Source organism: uncultured Gilvimarinus sp. (assembly GCF_963975215.1).
Taxonomy (GTDB): domain Bacteria; phylum Pseudomonadota; class Gammaproteobacteria; order Pseudomonadales; family Cellvibrionaceae; genus Gilvimarinus.
Genome location: NZ_CAXBFW010000001.1, coordinates 13862 through 37829 on the forward strand (window position 1 = coordinate 13862; position 23968 = coordinate 37829).

Genomic DNA, 23968 nt, shown 5'->3' on the forward strand with positions numbered 1-23968 from the left:
CTAGCCACCCACAAAAAAGGCAGCCCAACAGGGCTGCCTTTTTTGTGGCGAGGTTGCTTAAATCGCTGTGATTTTAGCCTTCCATATTAAAGTCGTAACTCATCGACTGGGTGGGCTCTTGCAAATAGTGGCCCTGAATATAGTGCACCCCGGCCTGCCAGAGCGTCGAGAGCACGCTGGCGTTTTCGACAAACGGCACGATGGTTGTTTTATCGGCCTCGTGCAGCTGCTCCAGTAACTGGGTTAACGACTCCGGGCTCTCGCTTTTGCTCTGTACATCCTGAGTAAAAGAGCCGTCGACTTTAATAAAGCTGGCGTCCACATGTTTGAGCGTATTAAACGGGTTGAGCGAGCAGCCAAAGTTGCAAATGGAGAGTTTGCTGCCTAGTTTTTCCAGGCCGTTATTAAGTGCTTTGGCGGCGTTAAGGTGGTTGGTGATATCCACCTCTTGCGCCTGAAAGACGATCGCATCGGGTGGTAGGCCCGCCGCTTTAAAAGCGACACCGAGCCAGGCTACCAACGAGCTGTCACAGATAGACGCGCTGTTTAAGTTAACAATCAACTTAGTTTTGTTGCCACGGCTGCGGTGCTCGGATAAAAGCTTGATTGCCTCCAGAATAACCCAGCGATCAATCTTAACCCCGATGCCCGCCTGGTGGGCGGTTTCGATAAACTGATTGGGCGATACTTCTTCGTTCTCGCTGTTTAACAGGCGCAGTAATACTTCGTAGTACTCTTCCTCGGAGCCGCGCAAACTTATAATGGGCTGAAACAAGAGGCGGAACAAATCGTTATCCAGCGCGTGCTGTACATCTTTTAGCATGTCGCGCTCTTGTTTTTCTTCCGCGCTGACGGGCGGCTCGTAAAGCAGTGCGCAGTTGTGCTCATGCTCGCGCACCTGGTCGGCGGCGGTCATGGCTTGCTCGATTACCTGCTCGGCATTGCTGGAGTTTTCGTTTAACACCGAGATGCCGACGCTGGCGCTAAGTTGCAGGGTTTTGCTGTTTACTTCAATAATATGTTCGGCAATGGTGGCACACAGTTTTTCGGCGCGGTTGACCGTTTCGCTGGCGGTAGTGGCTGTGCTCAGCAGGGCAAAAGCGCTGTCGCCAAAGCGGGCCAGGGTTTCGCCTTCGGCGCTTTCGCGCGTTAACAGTTGGGCGAGATCTTCCAGCGCAGCGTCGGCGCCGGTCATTCCCAGTTTTGCCTGAGCGGTATCGGCAAAATCGTCGATATCAATGTACAGCAGGCAACGGCTTTGCTCGCCGTCCATACTGTCGATAATTTTTTCGGTGTGTCTCAGGAAATAGCTGCGGTTATAAAGCCCGGTGATGCTGTCCTTCCACTTGGCTTCTTCTAGCTCTTTGGCCGAGACGCCGGCCGCTGCGGCAGCTGCCGCTACCGAGGCGCCAGCGCGGGTGCCTCGGGTTAAAAACTGCAGGCAGGGCTCGTCATCGTAACTGGCGTGGGCCACCTCGAGTGATACCTCGGTTTGTTCGCCGTCGTGGCGCAGTCCCTGAAAGCTTAGGGTGCTGGATTCGGCGTCGAGCCCCTTGAGGGTAAACTCTTTCAAAAAGTTTTTAAGCTTGTCGTGATCGCTCTCGGCCACCATGTCCATAATCGGCATACAGTCGATGTCGTCTTTGTCGTCGTAGCCAAACAGCTCGGCAAAGGATTCGTTGGCGTAGAGGTAGAGGCCGTCCTGCACGTAAGCGATAGCGTCGCGGGAGCTGTCCAGCAGCGATTGGGCGCGGCGCTCTGACTCGCGCAGGCGACGATCGGCAATGCGTTTTTCATGGCGCTGGGCGCGATTGGTTAACTCGCGGCTAAGCACCAGTAACAGGTGCTGGTCTTCATCCAGGCGCACCACATCGGCTGCGCCCACTTTTAGGCCCTCGACAATGGCTTGGCTGGTCTCATCGTCCGTTAGCAGTACGGCGGGAACATCTTTGTTTAGCCGGCGGATTTGCTGGATGGCGGCAGCCGGCGTCAGGTTTTGGGTTTGGTCATGAGCGATCAGGATGTCCCACGCTTGCTCTTCGAGCAGCTTGTTCAGAGATTCGTCACTGGTGACATGCTGCGCCCGATTGGGGCGCCCGGCATTGTGCAGCATGCTGATTAAGCGTTCGGCTTCAGCTTGGGAATCGTTCAGGATGAGCAGGCGGATCGTTTCATTGGGATTCATAGAGGTCTACTGCGCTCGCTATTCCACGGTTTTTATCGAGTGCCAGGCTTGTTGTGATTGCAAGGACGAATTTCCCCCATTCGCTCGAAAATTCGAGCCGGTAGTCGGCTACCGCTTGCAAACTGGCACTTATAGAAGAGGCAACTATATTACCCGAATATTCACTGACCTCAACACTTGTACGCTTATTGCTACAGGCTTGTCATACTGCCTGTTGAAAAATGCGACGAGGTCGACGCTTTTACGGCCGTCCCCAGCTTGCATAATACCGGGGGCGGATGGTTAATCTTTACTGTCCCACAGGGCGGCAAAATTAGTCTTGGGCCGGGTTTGCTCATCTTGAGCCGGTTCGGCGCTCGCCAGTACCTTGTAGGCGAACTGGCTGATGATGCCGGTAGAAAATAGCCGGCGTGTTAGCTGCAAGCTGGTAACGCCGCCGTCCTGATAAAGCCTTATTTTTTGCAGTTCGCGAAAACTGACCGCGTTGGTCAGCAAGCTGGCCGGTTGATTGGCCAGGCGTTGGGCCGGCAGTGCCAGTACCCTCTGGTACTCGGCGTAGTCGCCGGTTTTTTGCACGATGGCCGCTGCCGCCGGTTGCGCCTGTGGGGCGAGCATTTGTATCCCTACCTGAGTGGTGTTGCGCGCCTGCTGTACCCAGCGCACGGCGGCAATGCCCCACTTGTGGCGACCGGGCTCTCGCACCCCTAGCAGCTCGCCAGCCTTAAGGCCGGCGGGGCTGGCGCCGTGCCACTCGAGGCAATAACCTCCGGCGCTGACATCAATGACGGCGACTTTATCGATCGGGTGCTCACCGCGGTACTTGGCCCGGCTGGCCCGGCGAATATTCTCCTCCACATTGACGGTGGAGTGGGTGCCGCTTTGCAGTGTTGGCTTGGCGACATCAAAGGCCTCGCCCCAGGGGTCGGCGGCACTGGGGCTGATACGGTCTTTTAGCTTTAAGCTGCGCTGTTTAAACAGGCCTTCGCTGCTGTCTTCCAGGCCTAAGTCGGAAGGGCTTTTAAGGTACAGGTTAAAAGGTGTTTCGCCGGCGCTGTAAAAGTGCAGATTGCCCAGCCCGATGGTAACTTCAAGTTCGCCGTTGCCTGCGTGGCGCGGGTAATTGCGCTCGACGGTGCGCTGCCAGGCGGCCAGTAAATGGCCGGTCAACGCTGGCGATAAACGTGTTGTGGCGTTGTCGGGTAAAGCCTGTAAGGTTTGGCACACAGCGTTGCTGTCCAGTACGCGAATCTGCTGGCTGTCGTACAGTGACAGGCGGTTGCGATAGACCGGAGGTTTGTCGTGGTCGAGCATTACCGCATACAGGCCGTCGGCCGCCTGCTCGCCCTCGGGGTACAGCTGCGCTTTGGCACTGAGCGACTCAAGCGACAGGTACAGGTTGTACAAATCGTTTTGCCCCAGCTGGTTGGGGCGGGCCGCGGCGAGCAACAGGATACGCAGGTAGGCCTGTTTGACGCTGCCAACCTCCTGATGATTGGGCAGCGGATCGTTGGTTTTTAGCTCGCTTAGGCCGTTGCGTTCGGCCAGTAAATAAAGCGTGTGCAGCTCGAGCCAAAGCTGTTTGATGGTGGGGGTGTACAGCTGGTAGCTGCGCAGTAACAGTAAGCCCAGCCCGGTGATGGCCCGGTGTAGTGCCCGGGCGCGCAGCTCGTTGCTGCTGCGCTCGGTAAAGGCGGTGCGCAGAGCGCTTAAATAGGCGTTACTTAGGTGTTTTTGCAGCGCTTGGGCGATGACGGCCGCCTTGCGTGCCGGCTCGGGTAAAATCAGGGGCTGATGTAAAAACGCTTTGCTCAGGCCCTGAATCGCCACATGTACGGCCGGGCGCACCTGATCGAGTATATCGAGGTGGGTTTGCGCGTCGGTTTTCAGGCGTGCCAGCTCGGGCAGTGCCGCGTAAAGAATCGCGCTGATATAGCGCGTTTGCGTCAGGGGTTGGGCGTCAATCCACTGGGCGACATTAGCGCTTGTCGCACTTTTGCAAAAGCTGAGACTTTTAAGGTCCGACTCTGGCAGTTTTAGCTGGGCCAGCAGTGCGGCGTCGGTTAAGGCTTCATTCATTCATGCTATCGCTTATGACTCTGAGGTTACCGTTACACTATAGCGGATGGTGCGTGCTTGTGACGAGCTGGCGGTACATAGAGTACTCGGTTCGGCGGTGATTAGATCACCGGTGTTTTAGACGGATGGCCGGGAATTTCGCGCACCAGCTTTGGTACTAAATACCCCGATAGGCTGTGTAACAGCCCTTGATGCAGGTGTTTTGCATCGGCCTCCGGCACATCAAAGTGCGCCGCTCCGGCGACTTTATCCAGCACATGTAAGTAGTAAGGTAACACACCACAGGCAAATAGCCGTTCGCTGAGCTGTGCCAGGGAGCTGACCGAATCGTTAACGCCTTTTAATAATACCGTTTGGTTGAGCAAGGTGACGCCTGCCGCGCGCAACTGGCTCAGCGCCTGTGCCACGCTGGTGTCTAGCTCACGGGCGTGATTGGCATGAATCACTAAAGTGTTGGCAAAGCGCGGCCGGGCCAGCCACTCGAGGCACTCATCGGTGATGCGTGAAGGCAATACCACGGGCAGGCGCGAGTGTACCCGCAAGCGGCTGATGTGCTCGATCTGGCTAATCTCGTCGGTTAACCAGCTGAGGGTGGCATCGGGGGCGTTTAACGGGTCACCGCCACTAAAAATCACCTCGCGAATACTGGTGTCGGCACGAATATAATCGAGCGCCTGCTGCCACTGGGCGCGGCTTGGGCGATTGTCGGCGTAGGGAAAGTGCCGCCTAAAACAGTAGCGACAGTTAATGGCGCAGCTGCCGGTCACCACCAGCAGTACCCGGCCCTGATATTTGTGTACCAACCCCGGGTGGGGGTTGGTGGTTTTTTCTTCCAGAGGGTCGTGGCTGTAGCCGGGCACGGCCAGCAGCTCGTCGCCAATAGGCAGCACCTGACGCAGCAGTGGATCGTTGATATTGCCCGGCTCCATACGCCGAACAAAGCAGCGCGGCACCCGCAAGGCGAAGTCGCCGCTGGCCAAATGGGCGGCCGGCAACAGTGCCGGGTCGAGTTTTAGCAGCGAAAATAGCTCTTCTGGGGTGCGAATAACGTTTTTAAGCGCCTCTTGCCAGGTCTCGGTCTGCCATGTAGCGACGGTTCGATGTATCATTGGCGCCTTTCAATTTCCGTTAATGTCTACGAGAGGGGTTATGGCCACCTATTCTATCAACGATTTCCGCACCGGTCTGAAAGTAATGCTAGACGGTGATCCATGTAACATTGTTGAAAACGAGCTGGTAAAGCCGGGTAAAGGCCAAGCCTTTAACCGCGTTAAACTGCGCAACCTGGCCACTGGCCGGGTGTGGGACCGCACCTTTCGCGGCAGTGAGAGCCTGGAGGGCGCCGACGTTGTCGATCGCGATATGGAGTACCTGTACAGCGACGGCGAGTTTTGGCACTTTATGGACCCGGAGTCATTCGACCAGTTTGCCGCCGATGCCAAAGCGGTAGCCGACGCGGCTAAGTGGCTGCGCGAGCAAGACAAATGCGTGGTGACTTTGTTTAACAACGCGCCTTTGGTGGTCACCCCGCCAAATCACGTTGAGCTGGAAGTGACCGAAACGGACCCGGGCTTAAAAGGTGATACCGCCCAGGGCGGCACTAAGCCTGCCACCCTAAGCACCGGCGCTGTGGTTAAGGTGCCGCTGTTTATGAACGTGGGTGACGTGGTTCGCGTAGATACCCGCACCGGTGAATACTTAGGCCGCGCGTCTAAAGACTAAGCTGTGAGTGAATCATGGCAGCCGAGCTGCTCGCCCGCGCTATTACAGGCGCGGGCGGCGCTCAACCATCACATACGCGAGTTTTTTAACGCGCGTCAGGTGCTTGAAGTCGAAGTACCGATTCTGGCCAGTACCTTTGTTACCGATCCGTTTATCGAGCCGATAACAGCGCACAACGCGGGCCACACCTATTATTTACAAAGCTCCCCCGAATACGCTATGAAGCGGCTGCTGGCCGAGTATCGCCAGTGCATGTATGCGCTTACCAAAGTGTTTCGCGCCGGTGAGAGCGGCTCGCGCCACAACCCAGAGTTTACTATGCTGGAGTGGTATCGCGTGGGGCTGGACGACCACGAGCTTATGGCGGAAGTCGGTGATCTGGTGGCGCTGCTGATTCCCGAGCTGGCTATCCACAAGCTGAGTTACCGTCAGTGGTTTTACCGCCGCTGGCAGATTGACCCTCATGAGATCTCTTTGGCTGAGTTGCGCGTATTAGGCAAAAGCTTGATTGAGATCGACGACACCGGGTTAGACAAAGACGCTTGGCTGGATTTATTGGTCACCCATGAGTTAGAGCCTGCGCTGCCCGTTGGGCTGACCTTTGTGCACGACTTTCCGGCCAGTCAGGCCGCGTTGGCCCGCATCGTGAGTGACGCTAACGGCACGCCCGTGGCGCGGCGCTTTGAAGGCTATTTGGCCACGGCGCCGGGCAACGCTATGGAGCTGGCCAACGGCTACTGGGAGCTCACGTGCCCACACGAGCAGCGTCAGCGCTTTGCGCGCGATATCGCCCGGCGCAGCGCGCTGGGTTTGCCCCACTATCCGGTGGATGAACAACTGCTGGCGGCATTGGCCCACGGGCTGCCCGATTGCGCGGGTGTTGCCCTGGGGGTCGACCGGCTGTTAATGCGTCAACAAGGGCTGACGCGCATTGGCGATGCCCTGAGTTTTGAGTTTTCCCGCACTTAACAAAATTGTGCAAAACATTTTTTAAGCGGCTTATTTAGCCCGGCAGGCTGTTCGTAAACGGGCTTGTGTCAAGTGCTTTTGTGCCTAAAAAGCGGGCATCATTGGTTGCCGAGTACTCGAATCGGTGCATTTTAAACTATTGATTTTGTTTGTGTTTTGCACTGTGTGAGAATCACACAGTGAGCGCAGAGCCGGCGCTGCCGGTGGCTTTGAGCGGTTACGCAAAGCTCATGCACAAAGTTGTCCACAGGCTGTGTGGATAAGCAAAATTGCGCGGTCTTGGCGCTGACGTCAAGGGCGCGATTACCGTAAAATAGAACGTTGCCTCTGAATAGTAGAGCGGTGTTGTGGCCTTGCTGTAGGTTTGTGACACACCTGTATTATTCAGAGGTTCCTTTTACCTTTATTGGCTATGGAGATAGTAGATGCAACAGCTACCGGAAACCCTGCGGGAAAACGTCCGATTATTGGGCGAGCTGCTGGGCGAAACCATTCGCGAGCATGAAGGCGAAGAGCGCTTTGCCAAAATTGAAGATATTCGCCAGCTGGGCAAAAGTATCAACCAAAGCGAGAACGAAGACTCCAGTGCCCTGGTAGAGATGCTGGGTGAGCTGGACGACAACGACATTCTGCCGATTGTCCGGGCGTTTAATCAGTTCTTGAACCTTGCCAATATCGCCGACCAGGAGTATGGCGCCAGCGCCGAGGCCGAGCCCGAAGACGGCTTAAAAACCATGGTGTTGGATTTTGCCGAAACCTACGGCAAAGAAAACCTGATTGAGGTGATGCAAAAGCTCAGCATCGAGCTGGTGCTGACTGCGCACCCCACCGAGGTAACGCGCCGCACCCTGATCCGTAAATACGATCAAATTGTGAATACTCTGTCTGACCAACAGCGCGGCAACCTGCTGTCGTTTGAAAAAGACAAAGTGGTGGGACGCCTGCATCGTTTAGTGGAAGAGATGTGGAGCACCGATGAAATTCGCGGTGAGCGCCCAACGGCCGTCGATGAAGCTAAGTGGGGTTTTGCCGTTATTGAAAATAGCCTGTGGCAAGCCGTGCCAGATTTTATTCGGCATATGGACCGCATTTGCAGCCGCCATTTGGGCCAGAGCTTACCCATCGATTTACACCCTTTTAGCTTTTACTCCTGGATGGGCGGCGACCGCGATGGCAACCCCAACGTCACCCACGATGTGACCCGCGAGGTACTACTGCTGGGCCGCTGGATGGCCGCCGAGTTGTACTTAAGCGATGTGCAAAATCTGTACGGCGATTTAAGTATGTACGAAGCAAGCGCCGAGCTGCGTGAAATTGTCGGCGACAGCGAGACACCGTATCGCGACTATCTGGCCGGCCTGCGCAGCCAGATTCAGGCGACGCGGGATTGGGCCGAGGCCACGTTAAAAGGCAAAGAGCCCTCTCGCCCGCAAAACCTGATCGAATCGCGCGACGATTTACTGGCCCCGCTAATGATGTGTTATCGCTCGTTAAAAGACGTGGGTTTACCGCACATCGCCAACGGCCCGTTGCTCGATACTATTCGCCGGGTGCACAGCTTTGGTATCAATTTAGTGCCGCTGGATATTCGTCAGGACGGCGAGCGTCACGTTAAAGTCATGGACGAGTTAACCCGCTATTTGGATATGGGCAGCTACTTTGACTGGAGCGAGTCCGAGCGTCAGGAATTCTTACTCAAGCATTTAAAAGACAAGCGCCCATTGTTGCCGGCTGAGTGGCCGGTGAGTGATGAAGGCCGCGAAGTACTGGCCACCTGCAAAGTCATCGCCGGCGAGCCGCGCGAGGCACTGTCGCAATATATTATCTCGATGGCGCAGCAGCCCTCCGATGTATTGGTGGTGGCGCTGTTGTTAAAAGAGTGCGGCATGGGCTGGAACATGCCAATCGTCCCTCTGTTTGAAACCCTGGACGATCTCGATCGCTCCGCCGAGGTGATGGAGTTATTGTGGCAATTGCCTTGGTACAAAGAGTACACCGATGCCAAGCAAACCGTCATGATCGGTTACTCCGATTCGGCCAAAGACGCGGGTAAATTTGCTGCCACCTGGGCGCAGTACAAATCGCAAGAGCGCTTAGTGGCGCTGGCCGATCAGTACGGCATTGATTTAATTCTGTTCCACGGTCGTGGCGGCACCGTAGGCCGTGGCGGCGGCCCGGTAGAAAAAGCCATGGCCTCGCAGCCTCCGGGTTCGGTAAAAGGCAAAATTCGCGTGACCGAGCAGGGCGAAATGATTCGCTACAAGTTTGGTTTGCCGAAAGTTGCCTTTAGCAGTTTCTCCACCTATGTGGCCGCCACCTTGCGCGCGACTATGGAGCCGCACTCGGCGCCCACCGACGAGTGGCGCGATTTAATCGAGCGCATGGCGCAAGCCAGCCTCGAAGGTTATCGCCGGGTGGTGCGCGGCCATCCGCAATTTGTGCCTTACTTCCGCTCACTCACGCCCGAGCAAGAGTTGGGCTTGTTGGCGCTGGGCTCGCGCCCGGCAAAACGCAAAGCCACCGGCGGTATCGAAAGCCTGCGCGCAATTCCCTGGGTGTTTGCCTGGATGCAAGTGCGTTTAAATCTGCCCGCGTGGTTGGGTGCGCGTCAGGCGCTGGAGTTTGCGCTGGAGCAAGCCCCCGCTACCCTAAACGACATGGTCGACAACTGGCCGTTCTTTTCGTCGTTCCTGGATTTGCTGGAGATGGTAATCGGCAAAGCCGATGGCCCAATGGCCGCTTACTACGAAAAGCAGTTAGTCCCCGAAGAGCTGCACCCACTGGGTCAGCAAATGCGCGCCGATCTGGCGGCCCTTGAAGTGCTGATTAATCGTATTAAGCGTCAGGATGAGCTGCTCGACTCCGACCCGATCCTGCGTCAAACCATCAGCGTGCGTAAGCCTTATATCGACCCGCTCAACTATTTACAGGCCGAGCTGCTTAAGCGACACCGCAGCGGTAAGCCCTTTAGTAAAGAGTTAGAGCGTGCGCTTAAGGTGACCATGGCCGGCATCTCGGCCGGGATGCGCAATACCGGTTGATTGGGTTGCCCGGATGACGGTAAACGGTAAACGGTGAACGGGGGGAGATGGCTATTGGCTGTCTCCCCTTTTTTTGTTGGGGAGTCTGATGTCGGACGTTCGAGGTCTGATACTTTTGGGTATTTCGACGAACCTTTTTGATTCACTCTGCCCGAGGGGTAATATTAATAGAGGTAAAGTCTTTCTGAGTGATTCAATGGTTCAACGTAGCTTGTGCGACAGAATAAAAACAATTAACTTGCCTATATTAATGGATATTAGCTGCGCTATTCCCGGTAAAAAGTTTACAAATGATGGGCTTTCCGCTTTTTCAAGTGCCTTTATTTCTAACTTAACCCAGATTTGAGTGAGGGTTGGTTGATAGAAGAACGTGCCTAAGTCGCCTTAATTAGCTGTTATATGGTCTTTAGTATGGAAGTGCTTTTTAATGCGTTGCTAATAATTGGAGTGGTGAGCGGTGGCGTTTTTACAACCCTTAGCATTTTCGTGCTTCATGGCTTTGAGAAAAAGCTTGGAAAGAGACCGCCGGCATTCAATTTTTGGCCATTCTATAAAGAGTTAAAGGAAGTCTACCCAAATGCTGCCAAGGTAGGATCGATTCTGGAGGTCGCTGCAATGGCTTGTTTCGTAGTTGTCTTCGCAGTTAATTACGTTGGCAAGCAGTGAGGCGCCATAGTTTTTTATCCATATAACCAAACGTATCATTACACCATCGCAAGGGAGATGAGGCGCGCGAAAGATCCGCCCCTGTGCGCGGTATTACATTATAAAGAGCCATACATGACGTTATACATAGCATTTTTTCGCGGTTTAAATGTCGGTGGGAAAAACATCATTCCGATGAAGGGCTTGGCGGCGCTCATGGAGTCGTGTGGTTATCAAAATGTTAAAACGTATATACAAAGCGGTAATGTTGTATTTTACGGTGTAACGGCGCCGGGGTTAGAGATCGTCACTGCGGTTGAGCGTGAATATGGATTTAAGCCGGATGTTTTGTTTCTGCAGGAGTCAGAGCTACTTGATGCTATCGAGCATGGGCCTTTCAACTCAGAAGAGGGTAAAACGTCGCATTTCTATTTTTGTAAAACAAAACCGAAACTGGACCAAGCCAAGTTGAAAAAGTATGCGGCCGAATCCGAAAGATATGATCTTGTCGGGAACGTGTTTTACCTGCATGCACCCAGCGGCATCGGCCGCTCTAAACTTGTGGCGAACATAGAGTCGTGTTTAGGTGCTGTTGCGACAGGGCGAAACCTAAATACGATTAACAAGGTTTTAGAAATGATGCGCAATGCCTAACGGTAGATGCCCGAGGGAATTTTGGGGCGGGGCTCTTTTGCGAAGGGCATTGCGAGGTACAGCACTTTGACTCTTGATGGTAATGTATTGGCCCAAGTAAAAAAGGGAAGCCTTAGCTTCTTTTGCGGCAAGATGGGCGCCGGTAAATCGACTCTGGCCCGGCAACTTGCTGCCGATGAGGGCGCTGTGCTGCTTAGCGAGGACGACTGGCTCGCGGCGCTTTATCCCAATCAGATATTTACCTTAGCGGATTATGTCGAGTGCTCAGCCCGGTTAAAAGCGCCGGTTAAAACGTTGGTGCAGTCGATGCTGCTGGCGGGCACGGATGTGGTGATGGATTTTCCCGCCAATACTACAGCGCAGCGGGCGTGGCTGCGAGAGGTGTTTAGCGAGGTGGGGGCCGAGCACTGTTTGGTGTATATCGACTTGGCTGATGCTGTTTGCCTCAAGCGCATCGAACAGCGCCGCCTTACTGAACCCGGGCGCGCGAGCACGGATACGCCGGAGATGTTTGCGCAAGTGACCCGCTACTTTGAGGCGCCGTCGCCGGCCGAGGGTTTTACTCTAAAAGTGTATGAATAATTCGCTGAATGGCTGCAGCGCCGCTGGTTAGACGCTATTCTTAAGGCTCTTGGGTAACGCATCAAGGAGTGATCCATGCGCTGGCAAAACCGCAGACGCAGTAGCAATATCGACGATCGGCGTGGGCAGCGGGTATCGGGCACCCGTGCCGGTGGCGCACCTTTGCTACGGCTGCTGCCGCTATTGTTGGGGCGCAAAGGAGGCAAGTGGGTGCTGCTTATTATTGGCGGTTTGTTCGTTGCGTCTTACCTTGGGGTGGATATTCCGTTTTTATCGGCTACCGGGCCCACCGGCCAGCAAAGCGCCTCTTACCAACCCAGTGCCGCCGAGCAGGAGCTGGCGGAGTTTACCGCGGTGGTTTTGGCGGACACTGAAGACACCTGGACCCAGCTGTTTCAGCAAACAGGGCGAGCCTACCAAAAGCCCACGTTAGTGTTGTTTAGCGGTGCGGTGCAGTCGGCCTGTGGCCAGGCCAGCTCGGCCGTGGGGCCGTTTTACTGCCCGGCCGACCAGCAGGTGTATATCGATTTAAGCTTTTATCAGGATCTAAAAAACCGGCACCAGGCGCCGGGGGATTTTGCTCAGGCGTATGTGATTGCTCACGAGGTAGGCCACCATGTGCAAAATTTGCTGGGTATCTCGACCATGGTGAATCAGCGCCAGGGGCAAATGAAACAGGTAGAGGCAAATCAAATGTCGGTGCTGCAAGAGTTGCAAGCCGATTGTTTTGCCGGCATTTGGGGGCACCACGCCGACCGCTTTAGGCAGCTGCTTGAGCCCGATGATTTAAACGAGGCCTTGGTGGCAGCGGCCGCCATTGGCGATGACCGGTTGCAGCGCGAAGCGCGCGGTTCGGTGCAACCCGATAGCTTTACCCACGGCAGTTCAGCGCAGCGCGTGCACTGGTTTAAAGTGGGTTTTGACAGTGGTGAAATCGCCCGATGTGATACCTTTGCCAGCCTGCGCTAGGGCGGGTGTATGGTTAGCCGTCTGTTAGCCCGGGAAGCGGTTATATTTTTTTGCTTGCACGCCCTGTTCGTACCACCCGGCCCGCTCACACCAAAAAATATGATCCTGTGGTGCAAGGGTGGGGGCGCGATCCAGTGACCCCACCGGCACAATCAGAGTGTTATCGCCGGCCGGGTAAGGTGATGGACAACCGCAGGTTTTACAAAAACCATGGCTGATGTTGCGCCCGGGCACAGTGTAGTGGCCTATGTGTGCCTCGCCGCTTTGCCACTGTAAGGCATCTGCGGCAATAAACACGTTGGCCACATGAGCGCCACCACTGATTTTTTGACACTGCTGGCAGTGGCACAAATGAAACGCACTAAACTCATCACGGACAGTAAACTGAACCGCTTTACACAAACATCCGCCGGAAATTTCCATTGTGTTACCTAAATTTTTTTGTCGCGCCGGGCTACTTACCTACATCGACTCACTCATAGGCCTTAATACACGTTGGCCGCTGGCGCGAGCCTGTAACCTGTTGGCGTACTGTAGCAGTTTCGGGTGAGCCCTGACCAGATTAATACAATCGGGTGCATCTTTGTTGTAGGCTAACATGGGCGCTAGCATGGCATCGGCCAGGCTAAACTGATCCCCAACCAGGTAGTCTGTATCGCCCAGCTGTTGGGCAATAATATTCAGTGCGTGTTCGGCACGGGGGCGATTGTCGGCAATCACATCCAGGCGCGGCTCACCGTTAGCACCTTTTGGAAACACCAGCTCGAGCATAAACTGACGCACCACATAAAAATCAATGTAATGTGTAATCAGGGAGCACCACTGGTCGATGTGTGCTCGCTCCCATTCGTTGCCGCCCTGTAAAGTCTCGGGGCCAAAAGCGCGATCTAAATAGCGGATGATGCTGGCGGTTTCGCACAGAGTGTTATCACCGTGTTGCAGTATGGGAATTTTGCCAAATGGGTGCAGGTTAAAATGTGCCTCGCTGTGCATCTCGAACGGTTGGTGTTTAAGGGTTTTGCTGTACTGATAGGGAATGTTTTTTTCTTCGCATACCAGTGCAACTACGCGCACAAACACACTGAATGTCGCGCCATAAATTTGAACGGTCTGGCTCATAACAGGCTCCTTATGATGTAGTAGAGAGCCTAGCAATCACAACAGTATGTTCAAGAACATATTGTTGTGTGCTTTATTTTAATAATGAGCCTAGCAGCCCGCGCATGATTTTACGGCCAACGCCACTGCCTAAGCTGCGGGCGACACTCTTTAAAAAAGCCTCGCCGACGCTTTGCCGGGAGGATCTTGCGCGTGATTTTTTGGGTTTTACGGTTTCTTTTTCGGCCCGCTTAGCAAGCGCTTTTTGCCGCTTTTGTAATATCTCATGGGCAGACTCCGGGTCTACCGCTGTTTTATAGCGAACCAGCAGTGGGTCGGCGGCAATGATCGCGCTACGGGCGGTTTTACTAATAAGGCCTATTTGTGATCGTGGCGGCGCCATGATAGTGCGCTCTACCACGCTGGGAATACCGCCGTTCTGTAGTGTTGACACCAGTGCCTCGCCCACGCCCAACTCTGCAATTACCTGCTCGGTATCCAGCGCCGGGTTGGGGCGAAACGATTGCGCGGCAACCCGCACGGCCTGTTTTTCTTTGGGGGTATAGGCGCGCAGCGCGTGCTGAATGCGGTTGCCCAATTGCGCCAGTACATCGTCGGGGATATCGCTGGGGCTTTGGCTGATAAAATAAATACCAACGCCTTTTGAGCGAATCAATCTGACGACTTGCTCGATTTTATCGATAAACGCCTTGGGGCAATCTTTAAACAGTAGATGTGCTTCGTCAAAAAATAACACCATGACGGGTTGGTCCGGGTCGCCCACCTCGGGTAAATTTTCAAACAACTCGGACATTAACCACAGCAGGAAAATGGCGTAGGTTTTAGGCGTGTTCATCAGTGAGCGGGCATCCAATATATTGATGGTGCCACGTGCGTTATCTGTGGTTATTAAGTCGTCAAACTCAAGCGACGGCTCGCCAAAGAAGGCTTCCAGCCCCTCTTGCTCCAGCAATAGTAAGCGCCGGCGGATAGCCGCAACTGAGGCGGAGGAGATACGGCCATAGGATTTCTGGATGTCCGCCGAGTTCTCCTGAATAAAGCTTAAGCTGGTTTTTAAATCGTTTAAGTCCAGCAGTAAAAAGCCCTGATCGTCGGCGTAGTCAAAAATAATACTCAGGATGGCCTCCTGAGTATCGTTTAAATCCAAAAGGCGTGCCAGCAGCTGTGGCCCAAGGTCCGATAAAGATAACCTTACCGGAATACCGCGGACGCCGGTGATGTCCCAAAAGCGAACGGGATTGGCGCTAAAGTTAAAGTCGGGGATTTCCATTTGTCCGAGCCGCTGCTCGATTTTTTTATGGGGCGCTCCGGCGCAGGCTAAGCCCGATAAATCGCCTTTAATGTCCGCCAAAAACACCGGTACCCCTAGGCGCGAGAAGTGCTCGGCGAGCACTTGCATGCTAACCGTTTTACCGGTGCCGGTAGCTCCGGCGATTAAGCCGTGGCGGTTGGCCAGTGCCGGTTGTAAACAGACATTGCCGCCGTTAGCGCCGCCCAAAATAAGTGGTGAAGCCATATTTTTACCTCGGTAAACGTCGCCTTTGACTATAGACTAAATTACCCGGTGTTATAGCAAGCGGCCCGCCGCCGGTTAGCAAGCGGCATACTCACCTCTAAAATATGTTGATGAACATATTTTAGAGGTGAGTATGATGGTAGCTTAAATCTAAGCGTTAATTGGTAGGAGCGACGTACCATGGCATGGAGCAAAACCCATAAACCCCAATCGCGCGAGGCTATTGTAACGGCCGCCGCCATGCTGTTTACCGAGCGCGGCTATGAGCGGGTAGGTATTGATGAGGTGATGGCGGCGGCCGGGTTAACCCGGGGCGCTTTTTATGCGCACTTTGACTCTAAATCGGCACTTTACGCCGAGGCTATCGCCGTGGCCGCGATACGCGCGCGCGATCATATTCTCGAGCGCACCCCGGTAACCCCCAGTCTGGCCGATATTACCGAGCGCTATTTAAGCCGCGAGCGTGCCGATGGCGGTAGCAATAGCTGCCCGCTGGCATTTTTGGCAACCGATATTCAGCTGCGTAACCAGCAGGTGCGGGATGCTTACGCCCGTGTTTTTAAAGGGTTTGTGGGCAATATCGCCGGTGCCGATCAACGCGATAAGCAAGATACCGCCGCCTTGCAGGCGGCGGTGCTGATGGTGGGAGGCCTTGCTCTGGCCCGGGCGCTGGGCGATGACCCTATTGGCGATCAGGTGCTGGCGGTGAGTAAGAAGGCGATTGCACAGCTAACGGATAATACCCAACGCTCTTAATTGGCCGACTGCGCGATCGGGGCAAAAGTGGCGCCGCTTAAACGCTTTAAATCGGCCGGTGGCAGCTCGATCTCCAACCCCCTTTGGCCGGCGCTGATAAAAATGCTGTCATGGTATTGCGCCGAGCTGTCGATATAGGTTGGCAGGCGTTTTTTCTGCCCCAGCGGGCTGACGCCGCCCAGCACGTAACCGGTGGCGCGCTGTACATCGGCCGGTTGTGCCATGACGACTTTTTTCACGCCGGCGGCGCGGGCTAATTGCTTTACGTTTAAGGTCCCGCTGACTGGTACCAGCCCCACGATTAGGCCTCCCTTGGGCGTCTGAGCAACCAGTGTTTTAAAAATTTTATCGGGGACAACGCCGAGTTTTTGCGCCGCCTCCAGGCCATAGGAGGTACTTCCCTCGTCGTGCTGATACTCGTGCAGTGTGTAGGGGGCTTGGTGTTGTGCCAGAACATTAACCGCCGGAGTCATGGTGTGTAGCCTTAGTTTTCTTAGGCGTTGGCGCCAGATAAAAGCGCGATAATACCCCCAAAGTGTTTCTGGCTCTAGTGGTCCATCCCCCGCGCAAAAACCGGTTGCCACAATTGATCATAATTGCCCATCAGATCGCCCGCTTTAGTCTCTCTAAGGGCTGATTGTGCTGTTGTACTGGTTGTATTGACACTCATCAGTACAGGGAGATTCACAATGGCTAATCAACAATGGCGTTTTGCCGGGGTAATGTGGCGCTGGCTGGGTTTGGTAGTCGTCCTCGGTATCGGCGCCCAGGCGCGGGCCGAGGACGACGCTGGCCGGCTGGTTATAACGGCGGCGCAAGCCGGCACCGAGCTGCGCCAAAACCGCCAGGATGCACTGCACTTAGACACGCATATCGAGCTCGACGTGCAAGGGCTACAGGCCCGTGTACTGGTGACGCAAAGCTTTAAAAACCAAACCGAGCAGTGGGTTAACGGTACTTATACTTACCCGCTCGCCGAGGACAGTGCGGTAAGCCAGCTAACCATGTTGGTGGGCGAGCGCGTTATTAAGGGCGAGATCCAGGAAAAAGCTCAGGCACAAAAAACCTTTGCCGCTGCAAAGGCGGCGGGCCAAAAAGCTACATTAGTTGAACAGCAGCGGCCCAATTTATTTCGTCAGCAAATAGCCAACATAGCGCCCGGCGAAACCATTCGTATAAAACTGGGCTACAGCCAACAGGTATTGTACGAGTCGGGCGAATTTCGTTTGCGCTTACCTCTAACCTTAACGCCGCGTTATATCCCGGGCTCTGCGATTCCGGGTGTTGTCGCGGGCGACTTAAACACCGAGCAGGCCTTAACCACGGGAGCCGGTGGTTGGGCGCTGGCTACCGATCAAGTCCCGGATGCCGCCTTAATAACACCCGTTCAGCAGCATGTTGCCGCGGGTGAGACACTAAACCCGGTGACCTTGTCGCTAAAGCTAAACGCAGGCGTGCCTTTGGCGCAGGTGCACAGCGCCACTCACAAATTGGATATTGCTCAGCCCGCCGGGGCCGATCAGGGGCAGCGCCAGATTCAGTTTGCCCGCGGTAAAGTCAGTATGGATCGCGACTTTGAAATCACCTGGCAGCCTCAGCCCCAAGCCGCGCCAGTGGCGGCGCAGTTTGTGCACCAGTGGCAAGGGGATCGCTATGTACAGTTAATGCTTATGCCGCCGCGCGAGGTGAGTGATGCGCAAAAAATGCCCCGCGAGCTTATCTTAGTGGTAGACACCTCGGGCTCTATGGCGGGCGACTCGATTAAGCAGGCGCGCGCCGGTGCACTACTGGCACTGGATACCTTAACGTCACAGGATCGCTTTAATGTGATTTTGTTTGCCAGCGATACCCGCCCCTTGTTTGATCGGGCGGTGGTGGCAAACGATGCCAATGTGCAGCGCGCCCGTCGGGCCCTTGAACGTATGCGCGCCGATGGCGGCACCGAAATGATGTCGGCGTTAACCCGGGCATTTGCCCACCCGGCAAGCGATGAATACCTGCAGCAAATTGTGTTTGTGACCGATGGCAGTGTGGGCAATGAAGCCGCGCTATTACAGCATATTCACCGCCATCTCGGCGATGCCCGATTATTTACCGTGGCCATTGGCAGTGCGCCCAACCGCTTTTTTATGCGTCGCGCCGCCGATTTTGGCCGGGGCAGCTTTACCGAGATCGCCACAGCCGCACAAATTGAGCAGCGCATGACCGGCCTGTTAACCAAATTAAAAAGCCCGCTGGTGCGTAACATTACAATCGATTGGCCCCAGCCGGTGCAAATGTTTCCCCGGCGCATTCCCGATTTGTACTGGGGCGAGCCGCTGTTAGTAACAGCAAAATTGGCGCCCTGGCCAAGCCGGTCGCAGCCGCTAATTACCGTGCGCGGTACCAGCGCCGGTAAACCGTGGCAGCGTGAGCTAAGCCTTCGGGAGGCAAACAATGCCGAGGTGACGGACACGCAAACACCGCCACTGTTAGCGCAGCGTTTTGGTCGGGAAAAAATTACCTTTTTAGAGAACGAGTTTTACGTTAATGGCCGCGACACAAACGATGCCGCGCGCGAGCAGATATTGCCGGTGGCGCTTAATTATCAATTGATGTCGCGCTACACGAGTTTAGTGGCCGTGGATAAAACTCCGGGGCGCCCCAAAGAAGCCACAGCCCATGAACGGGCGCTAAGTAATGCTATGCCTGCCGGCGCCACAATGCAGGCGGTGGGCTACCCGCAGACGGCACTGGGTGTTGCGTGGCGCTGGCTGTTAGGCGCGCTGGCGTTATTGGGTTTAATGGCGGTGGCTAGCTGGGAGGTGCGCAATGTGCGAGCTGCGTAAATCACCCCGTACGCCGCTGCCGCGTTGGCATCGCGGGCGCCTGTTGCTAAGTGGGCTGTTACTGCTGGTGCTTGTTTGGCAGTGGGGCAGTGCATTTGCCATTGAGGCAAAAGCGCAATTGGCGCAAGTACTTATCGAGCGAGCCTGGCAACAAAAGCTCGACGCCCCCGAGCTTGATGTGGCGCCCTGGCCCTGGGCCGATACGCAGCCGGTGGGACGTTTACAGTGGTTGGACGCGAGTGGCCGGGTGCGCAAAGATTTATACGTACTGGGCGGTGGCCACGGCGAGGCGCTGGCTTTTGGCCCGGGGTTACTGCAGGTGGGGGCGGCCAGCCAACCCGGTGCCCGGGTTATTGGCGGGCACCGGGATACGCACTTTGCTTTTTTGCAGCAGCTAAAAAGTGGCGAGGTGTTGCGCTGGCAGGCAAGTGATGGTCAGTGGCGCCGCTACGTGATCAGCCAGCGCAGCATTGCCGATGCCGCGCAGGGAGATTTATGGGTAAACCCCGATGCGGATAGTTTGTGGCTGGTTACCTGTTACCCGTTTGATGCGGTGCGTGCGGGTGGCTCACTGCGTTACGTGGTGCGTGCCGATAGCGTCCCCGCGGCGGCCGGCTTTGCTCACAATCGGCGTTTTACGCTGTAGCGACGCTGTTTACGTCTTACTTAGGGCACACTTTGGTGGCGCAGCAAGGGTTGCTTTAGCTCGGGCATAAGGCTGGGGTTAGGGTGTTTAAGCACGATAATACGAGTGTTTTTATCGCTGATATGCCGGATGATGTCGCCAAAGTACTGGTTGAGTAATTGCTCGTGGGTACCGTCTTGTATGAGCCGCTTAAAGCCCTCGGCAATGCGTTGCGCAAGCTCGGGGTATTTACCGCTTACCTGAAACACCATCGCATGGGGGTAGTAAATAATCGGTTGCCCGGCAACGCTAAGTTGTGCCTTTAACGGGCTGGCCGCGAGCTCTTGGTTTGCCTCGGCGGCGCCCAGCAAGAGGGCGTCAAAACGGCCATAGCTAAGCATTTCAAACAAGTTGTTAAAGCGCCCGTTGTCGTTGACGGTGTAATGGTTAAAACGCAAAATTTTGGCGTCTTCCCAGTCGCGGCCCTGGCCTATGACTAAACTGCGCAAGTCACTCTCGCTGGCGGCCCTGGCGTAGCGCTCGGCATCGTCGGCGCGGATAATCGCGGCGCGGTAGCCCATTAGCCCTTTCATTGTGGGCTGGTGCACCATCAGTATCTGTTGCTCGCGAGTGAAATTATCTTCGCGCAAACCCGAGACATACACATTGGCTTGCTCGCCATCGGCAATAACCTGTCGGCCGCGCTGGGTGCCAAGCGAATCGTGGATAACGCTAAATTGATACGCTGGGTAGCGATCTTTTGTGCGCTCTAATATCGCTTGAAGTAGGGCACGTTCAAACTCGCCACGGCCACTTTTACTGGCCCACAATGATACTGGCATGACGGCGTTTGCTTGAGTACGGAGGCCGGGCTCGGCGTTTGTCACGGGCACCCAAAACAAACCAAAACCCACGCTAAAAGCCAACAGTGGCGTTAGCCGTTTAATTGCAGTGGCTACATGAGTGGCGATTGATACATGCATAATGTGGCTCGTTTTGCGCGGCGGTAGCAGGCGGGGCCTTGCCGACACACCGGCGCTGGTGCGGTATTAGATTATTGCACTGTCTGGATAGTATAACGCGTCACTGCCTGGCGCAACCGGTGCGCAGGGCCGGCGATTAACACGTATAATAAAAGTCTTTAAACACAAGGAGCAGCTATGTCCGCGCGGCGTCATCTACAGGGGTTGCAAGTTGCCAGTGCGCTGCGCGCCAGCTGCCTGCGCGAGCGCTACAGCCTGAGTAAATTTCGCGGCGATTTAATGGCCGGCCTTACCGTGGGTATCTCGGCGATCCCACTATCGATGGCACTGGCCATTGCCATTGGCGTACCGCCGCAGCACGGGCTTTACACTTCTCTGGTGGCCGGGTTGATTATGGCGCTGCTGGGCGGCTCGCGTTATTCGGTGTCTGGCCCCACCGCCGCTTTTGTGGTGATTTTGCAACCTGTCGTGCAGGCTTATGGGCTACCCGGGCTACTGCTCACCACGCTGTTGGCGGGCGGTTTTATTTTGCTGATGGCCATTGCCCAGTTTGGCCGGGTGCTAAGTTATATCCCCCATACGGTGACCTTTGGTTTCACCCTGGGTATTGCTGTGGTGCTGGCCACTTTACAGGTGCCGGATTTATTCGGCTTGGTGCTGACCGAACCGCTGCCAAATTTTTTCTTTGCTAAATTGTGGGATATCGCGCGTCATATACCCACCATCCACTGGCCCACATTAATGGTTACCGCGGTATCGTTTGCGGTGATGTACCTCTGGCCCAAATTAAAAATTCCGATTCCGGCGCATTTAATTACGTTGCTAGCCGGCGTGTTGGTGGCATTGTTGCTGTCCCATTGGGGTTACCCGGTGGCCACCATTGCCAGCTCATTTGAGTACCATGCCCACCCTGGCCACACCGCCGGGGGGATACCGAATTTTTTGCCGCAGTTTGCTTTGCCCTGGCAGGGGCTCGAGGGCAATTACTGGACCTTTGATATGCTGGGTGAGGTGTTGCCCCAGGCGTTAACCATTGCTTTACTGGGGGCCATCGAGGCTTTGCTTTGTGCGGTAATGCTCGAGCGTATGACGGGCAAGCGTTATCACGCCAACTCGGAGTTGTTTGGCTTGGGGGTGGGTAATATTGTCGCCCCGTTTTTTGGCGGTTTTAGTGCGGCGCCCGAGCTTGCCCGCTCGACCACTAATATTCGCGCCGGTGCGGCGACACCATTGGCAGCGGTGATTCACGCCGGGGTAATTGGTATAAGTTTGCTGTGGGCGTCGCCCTACCTTAAACATTTGCCCATGGCCTGCATGGCAACCTTAGTGGTGATAGTGGCCTGGCGCATGTGCCATGGCCGACAAATAGTAAACACTATACGCACGGCGCCCACCGCCGATGTCGCGGTGTTTGTGGTGTGTTTTTCATTAACACTCTTGGTGGATATGGTGGTCGCCATAGGCTCGGCGGTGGTGATCGCCGCACTGTTGTTTATGCGCGATATTGCCGCTATGACCAAAGCGCGCGATATTACCAAGGCGCTAAAGCATGTGCCCCGGCCGCTGCCCGAGGGCTGGCGGGTTATTAAAATATCGGGCCCGTTATTTTTTGCCGCGGCTGATAAAATTTTTGCCGAGCTGGACGAGTTTGCCAAAGAGCAACAAGGGTTGGTGGTGCATATGGACGGTGTGCCGCTGCTGGATGCCGGTGGCTTAGACGGCTTAACCGGGTTTATTACGCGCTGTAAAAAACGCAAGTGCCAGCTGATATTTTCCGATATTCAGTTTCAACCGCTCAAGGCCATGGTGCGCGCCGGCATTAAAGCCGAAAATGGCAACTTTACCGTGTACCCTATTTTAGCCGATGCGTTGGATGCGGTGCTCGACCAAGATCCTCATCAACCGCCGGTAACGGAGCCGGCCACTGAGAGTAAAGTTTAGCCCGTATTTATATTGCCCGGTATAATTTGATTTTTTGGACGGTGTCGTAAAGGGCAAATAGGACGTAGGCGGCAGCGGCTAACGCAATGGAGTTGCTGCTTATCGCCCACTCCCTACTCGCCTCGCCGGCACCGGTGATAATCGTCAGTGGTGCATCCCAGCCGTGAATCACCGCCACAATAATCAGCGTGGGAATATACAGCGCCAGCTCGGTGATGATTTTACGCCGCGTCCAGTAAGGGAAGAGTAATTTGCTCACCGCTAGCACAATACTGCCCAGCAATACGGCGTTAATCCAGGGCAGTAATGTTGCCCACTGCTCAGAAAAAACAAACTGGATAGGATTGTCCCCCAAGCTTTGCGGTATCACGCGGTTTAACCACGCGGCAAAATATACGGTAACCACCAACTCAAACGCCGATGCGGTGCGGCTTATATAGTCGCCCTCGGCAACTACTTTAGGCAAAGACTCTGGGTGCCAGCGTTTAAAAATGTCTGCGCGGCTGACCGACTCGCCTATCAGGTAAAAAATTAGGGTAAGCCAGGCAAAGCCGTACAGGCTTTTTTGCAAAATACTCCACATTAGTTGCGGTAGAGCTTGCCACAAACGCACTTCGCCGGCTCCGGCAAAGGCGGCCACCATCAGGCACAGTTGCACCACGGCGATGGCGAGGATCATCCACTGCAGCAGCTGCCGGTAAATGGGAAACAGGCTTTCACTGACGAGCGTAGGGCGCGGCTGAAAATCAGCCGCCACTAACATGGGATGGCCGCGTTCGCGCAGTAGCGCTTTCAGTTCGTCATCGGTAAGCGGGCGGCGCAAAGACTCTTCGCGATAATCGCGCTCGTCCTGTAAGTCACTTAGCAACTCGTCGGCCACATCGTTTCTAACACTGGCAGGCAAGTGGGATTTAACCGCAAAGGTATAGCGTTCTAACCAGTTCATGGTGTTGTCTCCGTAATATTGGCCAGCGCTTTATTCAGGCTTTGCCATTCGGTATTCATAGTTACCCGGGCAGAGTCGCCGGTTTTGGATAACCGGTACACACGCCGTTTACGGCCCTCCTGCACCTGCCACTCGCTTGCAAGTAAACCCTGACTTTCTAGCCGGCGCAGCAATGGGTAAAGTGTGCCTTCATCCACCTCCAGCCCTTGCTCTTGCAAAAAGCGCCGCAGCGAATAGCCATAGTGCGGCTGCACCAGTGCTTCCAGCACCGCCATCACCAGCAGGCCCCGGCGCAGCTCCATGGTTAATTTAGTCAATCGTTCAGCGACGTCCGTCAAAATCTTACCTATACTGTGTGTTGCACAGTATTTACTATGTGACACACAGTATTGAGTTGTCAAGAGGGTAATC

Annotated in this window: 21 protein-coding genes; 11 read left to right on the forward strand and 10 right to left on the reverse strand. The window is 55.1% G+C overall.

Translation table 11 applies throughout. The features are described 5' to 3' along the window. Nucleotides 1–73: 73 nt before the first annotated feature. The 3 genes from AAC019_RS00075 to epmB all read right to left on the reverse strand — a co-directional run bounded on the left by AAC019_RS00075 (nt 74) and on the right by epmB (nt 5370). Nucleotides 74–2185, reverse strand: a complete 2112-nt coding sequence (locus AAC019_RS00075) for an EAL domain-containing protein (protein WP_339896499.1) — start codon at nt 2183–2185, stop codon at nt 74–76. A 282-nt stretch (nt 2186–2467) separates the two neighbouring features. Continuing rightward, complete coding sequence (locus AAC019_RS00080) at nt 2468–4261, reverse strand: hypothetical protein (RefSeq protein ID WP_339896500.1); 1794 nt, start codon at nt 4259–4261, stop codon at nt 2468–2470. Between the two features lie 101 nt (nt 4262–4362). Beyond that, nucleotides 4363–5370: an EF-P beta-lysylation protein EpmB gene (gene epmB / locus AAC019_RS00085; RefSeq protein WP_339896501.1), complete on the reverse strand. Its 1008-nt coding sequence runs from the start codon at nt 5368–5370 to the stop codon at nt 4363–4365. 40 nt (nt 5371–5410) lie between these two features. On the opposite strand from epmB, the gene efp reads away from it, so the two are divergent. From efp to AAC019_RS00120, 7 genes are all read left to right on the forward strand, one after another. Beyond that, the gene (gene efp / locus AAC019_RS00090; RefSeq protein ID WP_339896502.1) at nt 5411–5983 is read left to right on the forward strand and encodes an elongation factor P; all 573 of its coding nucleotides are present in this window, start codon (nt 5411–5413) and stop codon (nt 5981–5983) included. A gap of 3 nt (nt 5984–5986) precedes the next feature. Further along, a complete protein-coding gene (epmA, locus tag AAC019_RS00095) occupies nt 5987–6952 on the forward strand; it encodes an EF-P lysine aminoacylase EpmA (RefSeq protein ID WP_339896503.1) in 966 nt (321 codons plus the stop codon). Between the two features lie 425 nt (nt 6953–7377). Beyond that, entirely contained in the window at nt 7378–9993 is a 2616-nt protein-coding gene (ppc, locus tag AAC019_RS00100; RefSeq protein ID WP_339896504.1) for a phosphoenolpyruvate carboxylase, read from the forward strand. A 411-nt stretch (nt 9994–10404) separates the two neighbouring features. Continuing rightward, nucleotides 10405–10659 carry a hypothetical protein gene (locus tag AAC019_RS00105; protein ID WP_339896505.1) on the forward strand — a complete coding sequence of 85 codons (255 nt, stop codon included), beginning with the start codon at nt 10405–10407 and terminating at the stop codon, nt 10657–10659. A 114-nt stretch (nt 10660–10773) separates the two neighbouring features. After that, nucleotides 10774–11292: a DUF1697 domain-containing protein gene (locus AAC019_RS00110; RefSeq protein ID WP_339896506.1), complete on the forward strand. Its 519-nt coding sequence runs from the start codon at nt 10774–10776 to the stop codon at nt 11290–11292. Between the two features lie 66 nt (nt 11293–11358). Beyond that, nucleotides 11359–11874, forward strand: a complete 516-nt coding sequence (locus tag AAC019_RS00115; protein ID WP_339896507.1) for an ATP-binding protein — start codon at nt 11359–11361, stop codon at nt 11872–11874. 75 nt (nt 11875–11949) lie between these two features. Further along, entirely contained in the window at nt 11950–12843 is an 894-nt protein-coding gene (locus AAC019_RS00120) for a neutral zinc metallopeptidase (protein WP_339896508.1), read from the forward strand. Nucleotides 12844–12867: 24 nt separating this feature from the next. Here AAC019_RS00120 and AAC019_RS00125 read toward each other — a convergent pair whose 3' ends face one another. The 3 genes from AAC019_RS00125 to AAC019_RS00135 form a co-directional block, all read right to left on the reverse strand. After that, nucleotides 12868–13266, reverse strand: coding sequence for a GFA family protein (locus AAC019_RS00125; RefSeq protein ID WP_339896509.1), 399 nt, complete (start codon nt 13264–13266; stop codon nt 12868–12870). Between the two features lie 39 nt (nt 13267–13305). Next, on the reverse strand, nt 13306–13962 hold the full coding sequence (locus AAC019_RS00130) for a glutathione S-transferase family protein (RefSeq protein ID WP_339896510.1): 657 nt from the start codon (nt 13960–13962) through the stop codon (nt 13306–13308). A 73-nt stretch (nt 13963–14035) separates the two neighbouring features. Beyond that, on the reverse strand, nt 14036–15478 hold the full coding sequence (locus AAC019_RS00135) for a helicase HerA-like domain-containing protein (RefSeq protein ID WP_339896511.1): 1443 nt from the start codon (nt 15476–15478) through the stop codon (nt 14036–14038). 180 nt (nt 15479–15658) lie between these two features. On the opposite strand from AAC019_RS00135, the gene AAC019_RS00140 reads away from it, so the two are divergent. Then, a complete protein-coding gene (locus AAC019_RS00140) occupies nt 15659–16234 on the forward strand; it encodes a TetR/AcrR family transcriptional regulator (RefSeq protein ID WP_339896512.1) in 576 nt (191 codons plus the stop codon). Here the strand turns inward: AAC019_RS00140 and ybaK are convergent. Next, entirely contained in the window at nt 16231–16707 is a 477-nt protein-coding gene (gene ybaK / locus AAC019_RS00145; RefSeq protein ID WP_339896513.1) for a Cys-tRNA(Pro) deacylase, read from the reverse strand. The genes AAC019_RS00140 and ybaK overlap by 4 nt on opposite strands. Before the next feature lie 216 nt (nt 16708–16923). Here ybaK and AAC019_RS00150 point away from each other — a divergent pair, with 216 nt between their 5' ends. Together AAC019_RS00150 and AAC019_RS00155 are read left to right on the forward strand one after the other, a co-directional pair. Next, complete coding sequence (locus AAC019_RS00150; RefSeq protein ID WP_339896514.1) at nt 16924–19062, forward strand: marine proteobacterial sortase target protein; 2139 nt, start codon at nt 16924–16926, stop codon at nt 19060–19062. After that, nucleotides 19046–19708, forward strand: coding sequence for a class GN sortase (locus AAC019_RS00155; RefSeq protein ID WP_339896515.1), 663 nt, complete (start codon nt 19046–19048; stop codon nt 19706–19708). The genes AAC019_RS00150 and AAC019_RS00155 overlap by 17 nt, the downstream gene beginning before the upstream one ends. Before the next feature lie 20 nt (nt 19709–19728). On the opposite strand, the gene AAC019_RS00160 is transcribed toward AAC019_RS00155, so the two are convergent. Next, nucleotides 19729–20670: a transporter substrate-binding domain-containing protein gene (locus AAC019_RS00160; protein WP_339896516.1), complete on the reverse strand. Its 942-nt coding sequence runs from the start codon at nt 20668–20670 to the stop codon at nt 19729–19731. A 177-nt stretch (nt 20671–20847) separates the two neighbouring features. Between AAC019_RS00160 and dauA the strand changes: the two genes are divergently transcribed. Next, nucleotides 20848–22611 (forward strand): C4-dicarboxylic acid transporter DauA, encoded by a 1764-nt coding sequence (dauA, locus tag AAC019_RS00165; RefSeq protein ID WP_339896517.1) that lies wholly within the window; start codon nt 20848–20850, stop codon nt 22609–22611. Between the two features lie 7 nt (nt 22612–22618). Here the strand turns inward: dauA and AAC019_RS00170 are convergent, their stop codons facing one another. Together AAC019_RS00170 and AAC019_RS00175 are read right to left on the reverse strand one after the other, a co-directional pair. Next, nucleotides 22619–23557, reverse strand: coding sequence for a hypothetical protein (locus AAC019_RS00170; RefSeq protein WP_339896518.1), 939 nt, complete (start codon nt 23555–23557; stop codon nt 22619–22621). After that, nucleotides 23554–23895 (reverse strand): helix-turn-helix transcriptional regulator, encoded by a 342-nt coding sequence (locus AAC019_RS00175; protein ID WP_339896519.1) that lies wholly within the window; start codon nt 23893–23895, stop codon nt 23554–23556. Before AAC019_RS00175 ends, AAC019_RS00170 begins: the two co-directional genes overlap by 4 nt. Nucleotides 23896–23968 lie beyond the last annotated feature (73 nt).

What these genes read in the sequence shown, in the direction of transcription:
- AAC019_RS00075 (WP_339896499.1), bottom strand. Translation starts at nt 2,185, where the DNA reads ATGAATCCCAATGAAACGATCCGCCTGCTCATCCTGAACGATTCCCAA.
- AAC019_RS00080 (WP_339896500.1), bottom strand. Translation starts at nt 4,261, where the DNA reads ATGAATGAAGCCTTAACCGACGCCGCACTGCTGGCCCAGCTAAAACTG.
- epmB (WP_339896501.1), bottom strand. Translation starts at nt 5,370, where the DNA reads ATGATACATCGAACCGTCGCTACATGGCAGACCGAGACCTGGCAAGAG.
- efp (WP_339896502.1), top strand. Translation starts at nt 5,411, where the DNA reads ATGGCCACCTATTCTATCAACGATTTCCGCACCGGTCTGAAAGTAATG.
- ppc (WP_339896504.1), top strand. Translation starts at nt 7,378, where the DNA reads ATGCAACAGCTACCGGAAACCCTGCGGGAAAACGTCCGATTATTGGGC.
- AAC019_RS00105 (WP_339896505.1), top strand. Translation starts at nt 10,405, where the DNA reads ATGGAAGTGCTTTTTAATGCGTTGCTAATAATTGGAGTGGTGAGCGGT.
- AAC019_RS00110 (WP_339896506.1), top strand. Translation starts at nt 10,774, where the DNA reads ATGACGTTATACATAGCATTTTTTCGCGGTTTAAATGTCGGTGGGAAA.
- AAC019_RS00120 (WP_339896508.1), top strand. Translation starts at nt 11,950, where the DNA reads ATGCGCTGGCAAAACCGCAGACGCAGTAGCAATATCGACGATCGGCGT.
- AAC019_RS00125 (WP_339896509.1), bottom strand. Translation starts at nt 13,266, where the DNA reads ATGGAAATTTCCGGCGGATGTTTGTGTAAAGCGGTTCAGTTTACTGTC.
- AAC019_RS00130 (WP_339896510.1), bottom strand. Translation starts at nt 13,962, where the DNA reads ATGAGCCAGACCGTTCAAATTTATGGCGCGACATTCAGTGTGTTTGTG.
- AAC019_RS00135 (WP_339896511.1), bottom strand. Translation starts at nt 15,478, where the DNA reads ATGGCTTCACCACTTATTTTGGGCGGCGCTAACGGCGGCAATGTCTGT.
- AAC019_RS00140 (WP_339896512.1), top strand. Translation starts at nt 15,659, where the DNA reads ATGGCATGGAGCAAAACCCATAAACCCCAATCGCGCGAGGCTATTGTA.
- ybaK (WP_339896513.1), bottom strand. Translation starts at nt 16,707, where the DNA reads ATGACTCCGGCGGTTAATGTTCTGGCACAACACCAAGCCCCCTACACA.
- AAC019_RS00150 (WP_339896514.1), top strand. Translation starts at nt 16,924, where the DNA reads ATGGCTAATCAACAATGGCGTTTTGCCGGGGTAATGTGGCGCTGGCTG.
- AAC019_RS00155 (WP_339896515.1), top strand. Translation starts at nt 19,046, where the DNA reads ATGTGCGAGCTGCGTAAATCACCCCGTACGCCGCTGCCGCGTTGGCAT.
- AAC019_RS00160 (WP_339896516.1), bottom strand. Translation starts at nt 20,670, where the DNA reads ATGCATGTATCAATCGCCACTCATGTAGCCACTGCAATTAAACGGCTA.
- dauA (WP_339896517.1), top strand. Translation starts at nt 20,848, where the DNA reads ATGTCCGCGCGGCGTCATCTACAGGGGTTGCAAGTTGCCAGTGCGCTG.
- AAC019_RS00170 (WP_339896518.1), bottom strand. Translation starts at nt 23,557, where the DNA reads ATGAACTGGTTAGAACGCTATACCTTTGCGGTTAAATCCCACTTGCCT.